6 protein-coding genes are annotated in these 7,469 nt (G+C 66.9%); 3 read left to right on the top strand and 3 right to left on the bottom strand.

Annotated features, from left to right (window positions below; all coding sequences use genetic code 11):
- Window positions 1-1,240, bottom strand: a 1,240-nt coding sequence (locus CM1CMNOD_RS06235; RefSeq protein ID WP_131773891.1) for a hypothetical protein, incomplete at its 3' end; no start/stop codon positions are given.
- A 72-nt stretch (window positions 1,241-1,312) separates the two neighbouring features.
- Here CM1CMNOD_RS06235 and CM1CMNOD_RS06240 point away from each other — a divergent pair.
- From CM1CMNOD_RS06240 to CM1CMNOD_RS06250, 3 genes are all read left to right on the top strand, one after another.
- Window positions 1,313-2,167 carry a glycosyltransferase gene (locus CM1CMNOD_RS06240; protein ID WP_242625439.1) on the top strand — a complete coding sequence of 285 codons (855 nt, stop codon included), beginning with the start codon at window positions 1,313-1,315 and terminating at the stop codon, window positions 2,165-2,167.
- Between the two features lie 267 nt (window positions 2,168-2,434).
- Complete coding sequence (locus CM1CMNOD_RS06245; protein WP_013872824.1) at window positions 2,435-3,442, top strand: hypothetical protein; 1,008 nt, start codon at window positions 2,435-2,437, stop codon at window positions 3,440-3,442.
- A gap of 33 nt (window positions 3,443-3,475) precedes the next feature.
- Entirely contained in the window at window positions 3,476-5,179 is a 1,704-nt protein-coding gene (locus CM1CMNOD_RS06250; RefSeq protein ID WP_013872825.1) for an MFS transporter, read from the top strand.
- 72 nt (window positions 5,180-5,251) lie between these two features.
- Here the strand turns inward: CM1CMNOD_RS06250 and CM1CMNOD_RS06255 are convergent, their stop codons facing one another.
- Both CM1CMNOD_RS06255 and CM1CMNOD_RS06260 read right to left on the bottom strand, forming a co-directional pair.
- The gene (locus tag CM1CMNOD_RS06255) at window positions 5,252-6,694 is read right to left on the bottom strand and encodes an ABC transporter substrate-binding protein (protein WP_013872826.1); all 1,443 of its coding nucleotides are present in this window, start codon (window positions 6,692-6,694) and stop codon (window positions 5,252-5,254) included.
- 16 nt (window positions 6,695-6,710) lie between these two features.
- Window positions 6,711-7,328, bottom strand: coding sequence for a hypothetical protein (locus tag CM1CMNOD_RS06260; protein ID WP_013872827.1), 618 nt, complete (start codon window positions 7,326-7,328; stop codon window positions 6,711-6,713).
- Window positions 7,329-7,469 lie beyond the last annotated feature (141 nt).

A 7,469-nucleotide genomic window follows, 5' to 3' on the forward strand; every position in this document is an offset into this window, starting at 1 on the left:
CGGGGTCGGGTGGGGTGGTCCGGGGGTCGGAGTGGTGTCGGCCGGTGATGATCCAGGCGCCGGCAACTGTCAGGAGGGCGAACAGCAGGAGCCCGGCGCCGAGGAGGACGAGGAGGAGCGCGCGATCACGCAGGGGCAGGGTGCCGGTGAGGGTGATCTGGAGTGAGCCGACGGCGAACGCGATGGCCGCGGTGAAGACGGTGACGAGTTCGACGGCGCGGATGGCGGAGGTCTGGAGGGTCCGGCGGAGGTCCCGGTTGGCGGTGTCCTGGTCACGCCAGCGGGTCTGCTGGTCGCTGCTCCAGGCGGCGCGGTCGAGCCCTTCCAGGATCGTCGCCCGCTCCCGTAGGTACTGCCCCTGGAGCAGTTCGTGGCTGATCCTGGCGCCGATCGCGGGCAGGAGCCGCAGCGCGGTGTCGATGGTGGCCAGCGCGTCGGTGTAGTCGCCGCACATGCGCTGTCCGCTGGCGAGGCGGAACCGGAAGAGGTGGTCGTCGGGGTACTCCGCGACGGCCTCGGCGGAGTGCCGGCGCAGCTGTTCGCCTTGGCCGGGGAACGGCGGGGCGGCCCACAGGGCGTTGAGGCAGACGTCGACGACGGCGCGGGGGCGGGGCGCCGCGCTCCAGGCGGTGCCGAGGAGCTCGAGCGCGTGACTGGTGGTGATGGTGCGGCTACCAAAGGCGGCGAACGCGCGTAGACCCGTGAACAGCGGGTCGTCGCGGTGCTGGCCGGCGGCGACAGCGAGCAGGGAGGATTCGAGGAACTGGTGGAGTTCGTCGAACCAGAAGTTCGCGCGCAGCTTGCCGGCGTGGTAAAGCGTGGCGAAGTAGCAGATGTCGGTGGAGCCCTGGAAGGTCTCGACGATCCGGCCGGTGGCGAGGGTGAGGTCGTGGCGGGACTCGACGGTGTCCTTGGTGATGAAGGCGTATCCCAGCGACCACTTCTCGATGATGTCCGGACGGGCGGACGGGCGGACGGGCGGGTCGGTGTGGTCGTGTAGCCAGCGGGCGCAGCAGGCCGCGACCTCGACGGTGGGCTGGTGGAGCAGCCGGCGCCGCCAGTACCGGTCAGCGCAGATCAGCCAGGGGTCGGTGACGAAGTCCGCCGACGGGACGCGGAAGGGGGGCTCGACGTCCGCGTCGATCAGTTCGGCGGCGACCTCCTCGCAGACCCGGTCCAGCTCGCGGGAGTCGGCTGAGGCCACCCGACCGAGTCGCGTGTTGATCGATGCGACGTCCATGTGCCCCCTCCGTTGGATCTTATCGGCATATCTATCACACGAATTCGGCTCGGACTGATACATATTGCGAACATGTGGGTGGATGTGGTCACCGCGGTACACGCCGAGTACGCCGGATACCTGCCGGCGGCGTGGGACTCGCTGCACCGCCAACGCCATCCCCACTGGACGTGGCGGGTCCAGGTCGACGGGCCTCCCGGGGAGGTTCTCGACGCGCTGGCCGCCTGCGGAGCGGCGGACGACGGCCGGGTCCGGATCGCCGCGCACAGCACCGAGGAAGGCCCCGCGGTCACCCGCAACATCGCCCTCGGCTCGTGCACCGCGCCGCTGGTGCAGAACCTCGACGCCGATGACGAGCTCGAACCCGGCGCGCTCGCAGCCCTCAGCGGCGCGCTCGCCACCCACGCCCACGCCGGCTACGCGGTCGGCCACGCCCGCGACCTGCACGCTGACGGGACCCTGCACACCTTGCCGTTGGCCGTGCCCGCCGGACCGCTGGCACGCGGAGCGCTCGCCGTCGCCTGGGCGTCCGCCCTGCCCGACCGCACGCTGCCACCCGTACATCCGGCAGGGGTGATGTGGCGGCGGAACCTGCTTCTCGCCGTCGGGGGATGGGCCGCGCTGCGCGGCGTCGAGGACACCGCGACCCTCATCGCCGGCTCCGCGCTCGCCACCGGCATTCTGCTCGACGTCCCAACGTTGCGCTACCGCCGCCACGACGCCCAGCGTTCCCGCCAGAACAGCAACTTTTCGGGGGGGGGTCTCAGTATTTGCTTATTTGGCAGCGCGCCTCCCTGCTCGCGGCCGGACCTCCCTGGGAAGAGTGGGACTGAGGGTTTCACCCCGACGTCCGGGTCCACCACCAGCTTCAGTCCGCGCCACGTGCACCGCCCCCGTTCTCGTCCATCCCGGGTCAACCCGGGTTGAGATCGACGAATTTTACCGTCGGTGGCCATATCGCCACAGCGGCACCCGTATGCCGTGCCGGGAATCGAGTGCCTTTGCCGCGAGGAGCACCTTCCGCTGCTTTCGGACCGTCGGAGGTGCGAGGACGCCCACGTGCCGAGATGCTGAGGTGCACGGCCCGGTCGGCCGGTTGGCCGGTTGGGCTGGTCGGCCGGTTGGGCTGGTCGGCCGGTTGGCGGACGAGCGCGGCCACTGCCGGCGGTGAGGATGCGCGGTCTGGAGGGGGCCATGCCCAGGAGCCGACGCGCGCGCGGTGACGGGCGTACCCCTCGGCCATCCGACGGCGCCGGCAGCGCCGGCGGAGCCGCCAACGTCCGTGGCGTCGGCGGTGCCGCCGCGGACCGGATACGGCGGCTGTTCGGGCGGATGGCGACGGCTGTCCGGCCTGTTCGGGCGCGGCTGCGGGGCAGCGCGGCGGAGGATCTGGCATCCAGGCTGCGTCAGGGTGATCTGATCAACGGTGCGATGAACCTCGCCGCGCTCATTCTGATGATGTTCTTCCCGTTCATCATCGCGCTGGCCGCGTTGTCGCCGTTGCGCTCCGGGGGCGCGGCAGAAGTGATCATCAGGCGGATGGGCCTGAGCCAGGAGGCCGCGCAGGCCGTCGAACGGCTTTTCGCGCCACAGGACGGGACGGTCCGCAACGGCTGGTCGATACTGGGCGCGCTCTGGCTGATTCTCGGCGGCCTGAGCCTGGCCACGACCGTGCAGTCCGTCTATGTCAGGGTTTTCGGGCTTCGGCCGCTCGGGCTTCGCGGTGTCCCGGCCCAGGTCGGCTGGCTCTGCGGGCTCATTGTCTTTCTCGCCGGCACCACCACTGCCGGGGCGCTGCTCACCGGCACCATTCCCGGTCAGATCGGCTACGGCCTGCTCAACACCGCGGGGCTGTTGCTCTTTCTCTGGGCCGGTACCAGGATTCTCACTCTCGGCCGGCTCGGGTGGCGCGAGGTCTGGCCGGCCGCCGCGTTCACGACGGTCGGCCTGACTGGCCTGGGCGTGGTGGGCAGACTGACCTTTTCCGCGTCCATCGTCTCGAACGAGCGGAACTACGGGAGTATCGGCGTCGTTTTCACGATTCTTTCCTGGCTGATCGGTTTTGGTGTTGTTCTCACCGGAGGGGCGATCGTCGGAATGTGGCACAACGAGACGCGGAAACCGGCCGCCCATACCATGACGAGAACACGTGCCAAACGGCATTCTGGCGGCGGCGGCCGGAATCAGAATCGGGAGTCCTGACGTGACCAGGTGCCAGGGCGGGCGTGCCGACCGATGACCCGCCGGACTGCCGGGAACCAGGGCCCCGGCGCCAGGGCGGGAGGAGCCGTCGCGGCGGGCCGGGCGGTTCTCCCCACGCTGGCGGCGGCGCAGTTCCTCATGACCCTGGACAGTTCGGTCATGAACGTGTCGATCGCCACCGTGGCCGCGGACGTCGGTACCACGGTGACCGGAATCCAGACCGCCATCACCTTCTACACCCTGGTGATGGCCGCATTCATGATCACCGGAGGCAGGCTGGGGCAGATCCTCGGGCATCGGCGCGTGTTCACCCTCGGCTGCGTCGTCTACGGCTGCGGGTCGCTGACGACCTCCGTCGCCGGGAACCTCGCCGTCCTCATGTTCGGCTGGTCGTTCCTCGAAGGGGTCGGCGCCGCGCTGATCATGCCCGCGGTCGTCGCCCTCGTCGCGTCGAACTTCCCGCCCGGGCAGCGGCCGCGCGCCTACGGGCTGGTCGCCGCCGCCGGCGCGATCGCAGTCGCGGCGGGCCCGCTCGTCGGCGGCCTGTTCACCACCTATCTGTCCTGGCGCTGGGTTTTCGCGGGCGAGGTCCTCGTGGTGGGCGTCATCCTGTGGCTGACCCGGGGGATGGCGGCTACGCCTCCGACGACGGCACCTCCGACGACAGCGCCTCCGACGACGGCGGCTGGCGGGCGTCTCGATCTCGTGGGCACCGCGCTGTCCGCGACCGGCCTGGCTCTCGTCGTGTACGGCGTCCTGCGGTCGGGGAGCTGGGGTCTGGTCCGGCCGGCGCCCGGCGCACCCGTCTGGCTGGGGCTCTCGCCCGTGATCTGGCTGATCCTCGCCGGCGGGGCCATCCTGCGGCTCTTCGTCTGGTGGCAGGAGCACCGGCTCGCCCGACGCGCCGCCGTGCTGCTCGACCCGGCACTGCTTCGCGACCGGACGCTACGGGCCGGACTCACGTCGTTCTTCTTCCAGTACCTGCTCCAGGCGGGTCTTTTCTTCGTGGTGCCGCTGTATCTGTCGGTGGCGCTCGGGCTTTCGGCGGTCGCGACCGGCGTCCGTCTGCTGCCGTTGTCCATCGCCCTGCTGGTAGCCGCCGTCGGTATTCCCAGCGTCTTTCCACGTGCCTCGCCCCGGCGCGTTGTCCGGAGCGGTTTCCTCGCCTTGTTCACCGGTATAACAATCATGATTGCCGCGCTCGACGTCGGCGCCGGGCCGGAGATCGTGACATGGCCGATGCTGCTCGCGGGCCTCGGAGTGGGCGCGCTCGCGTCGCAGCTTGGCAGCGTCACCGTGTCCGCGGTCGCCGACGAGCGCAGCGGTGAGGTCGGCGGGGTGCAGAACACGGTGACGAACCTGGGCGCCTCGATCGGTACCGCGGCGGCCGGCGCGGTGCTCGTCTCCGTGCTGACCACGTCGTTCCTCACCGGCGTCCAGCAGGACCCCGCCGTGCCGGCGGACCTGGCCGCGCACGCCGAGGTGCGACTGTCCGAAGGCGTCCCCTTCCTGTCCGACCAGGACCTGAAGACCCGCCTCGACGAGGCCGGCGTCCCACCGGACACCGCCAAGGCGATCACCACCGCCAACGCGGACGCCCGCATCGACGGCCTGCGCGCCTCCCTTTCGCTACTCGCCGTAATCGCCCTGGCCGCCCTGTTCCTCACCCGCCGCATCCCGTCCCGGCAACCAGTCCCGTCACCGACGCCCAACCAACGCGAGAAAAAGAGATCATGATAACGACGGGAAATTGATGCTCGTAGTTTCTGCAAAATTTCGTCTTGAAAAAATCTTGATGGGTTCCGGGGTTCAGCCGGGGGCGTCGCGGCATGGATTGGCCTGGACTGTGCTGTTTGTGTCCTGGCGGTAGGCGCCGCAGGCGGCCACCGTCACCTGATTTTTGCCTGTCTGATATACTAAGATGAGGGTCTTGTCTACGGGAGGCTGGTTGACGCCAGCCGCATAGTTGATATATCCGGTTGCGCCATTGAAATTTATTCCTCCGGTTGGGAGGGAATACTTCATGGTTTTGACGTCCGCTCTCTCGTTGCTGCCGTAGGTGATGTCGGCGACCCGGGAAAGTGCATGAAAAGCGTCATATGCCACTGCTGAGGTTCCGTTGTTGATCCAGGGATCCTCGCCCTTGGTTGTATCTTTGACGAAAGTGTTATATTTTTCGATAAAGGATTTGGTGGCGCAGCTGATGCGGGCGTCAGCTGCGGGAAGTCGGTGTGCGGAGTAGTAGAGTCGAAGCCACCTATTTTTATTAAACACACCTGCCTGGACGCCACTGGCCAAATCGTCGCCGCCGAGCACGGTGACACTACGAGTGGTGCAGGTGCCCTGAGTATCGAAGCTTGTGGCGAACGCGATGAAGTCTTGTGCACGGCTGGTCCAGTAGACGATGGTCGTAGGCTGTGCTGATATCTCCTGGCAAATCCGGTCTGCCAGTTCGGTGGCGTCGGTGTACGTGAGAGTGCCGGGTGGAGGATCCCCAGGGCTGGGGTTTTTCTGAGTAAAGTTAATTTTCCTTTTCTGTCCCTTAAAGTTGATCTCAAACTGTGTCGCGAGACTTTTGCTGTAAAGGTCTTCGTGGTCCTCGATGATGAGGGCCCTTTCGGCTTTAACACATCGACTGCTGTCGCTGGACTGGGCAATGGTGCGTTCTGAGGTGGCGAAGTTCGCTGCTATCGCGGCCTGGCGGCTATTGAGTGGCGCGGCAGGCCAGTAGGTCGATTCGCCGAGCATTTCGTCGGCCGTGGCGCTAGTGCTGATGGTCAGGATTCCTGCCTTGTCGAGTATCTTGAGAGCCTTTTTGGTCTCATCCCTGCTCTGCGCGTAGCCGAGGACGCCGATAACCTGTTTGTAGTCTTCATTGTTGTCTGGATATGGCGTCCAGCTCTGGATTTTCTCGACCAGTTCCTGCGCTTTCTGTTCGGCATCACGGAAGGCCGGTCCGGTCCCACGGACGTCGACCAGCAGGGGGATTTGGTGAAGGTCGGCGTTCGCGTCCTGGTTGAGCTTGCGCTGCCAAAGGGCGATGCCGCGCAGTTCCGGGATGACCCCGTCGAAGATGGTGTCAGCAGTGCTTGTCGGAGGGTTTGACAGGAAGGCCACAACGGTACGGACGGTTCTACCGCTCCTGAAAAATTCTATTGCGCGCTCGTTCTCCTGCTGAATCGCCCCGAGCGCCGCGTTGTACCAGCCGATGGGGTCTGTGGTTACTGGGTTGCTGGGTGCTGGCGCGGTCACCCTACCCGCCACTGGCTCAGGGCCACCGGACACAGTCGTGCGGCTCGCCCCGCCATGGTGGGAGGGTGCTTGCTAGGGCCAAAAGTAGTATAGCTTTAACGGTAATCAGCGCGTTTACCGTCCGCCAATCCAACCGGAAGGTCTTCGGCTCCACGCGGCGGATGGGCAACCCAGGCAGGCTGAAGGACTCGTCGCTGATCGGCACGAGCACGGGGTATCCGAAACCCGGTTCGCTGTCCGGTTCGTGGAGCAGGTAACCAGCCGCTCCAAGGGTGACCTCCCGGAGCGGTCCGATCTGGTCGAGTAGAGCATCAGACGGCTGGCCAATCGCGATCACCAGAGGACCTGGCGCATGCGCGCTCTTCCGCATCTCGCAGAACGCGGAAAGAAATCGCTCGACGCGTGCTACTTCTGCGGCCTGCGATGCCTCGCCGTGGGGCAGCGGTACCAACAGGACGGGACGGGCCGTACGACGGCGTCTCCTGGGTTGCAAACCTCTCGTCGGTGGATTGGACAGATCCTCCAGCAGCGCCCTCAGTAGCAGTTGTTCCAATGCCGCCATCGCCTCTTCGCGACGATCCCCTGCTCCGGCCACCAGACGGGGGACCTGCCGCTTCGACAGGTCGTCCAGCACCCGGAAGACATCCTTGTCAGCCCTCTCCTGAGCACCCAGCCATCTGCGACGCTCGCGCCATCTCAACAGTCGGACGGGCCGGATGAGCTGATGCGTCTTGCGCCAAGCCCACCATCGCCGGGGCAGAGAACGCGTAAGTGA

The organism is Protofrankia symbiont of Coriaria myrtifolia (assembly GCF_900634755.1).
GTDB classification, from domain to species: Bacteria; Actinomycetota; Actinomycetes; order Frankiales; family Frankiaceae; genus Protofrankia; species Protofrankia coriariae.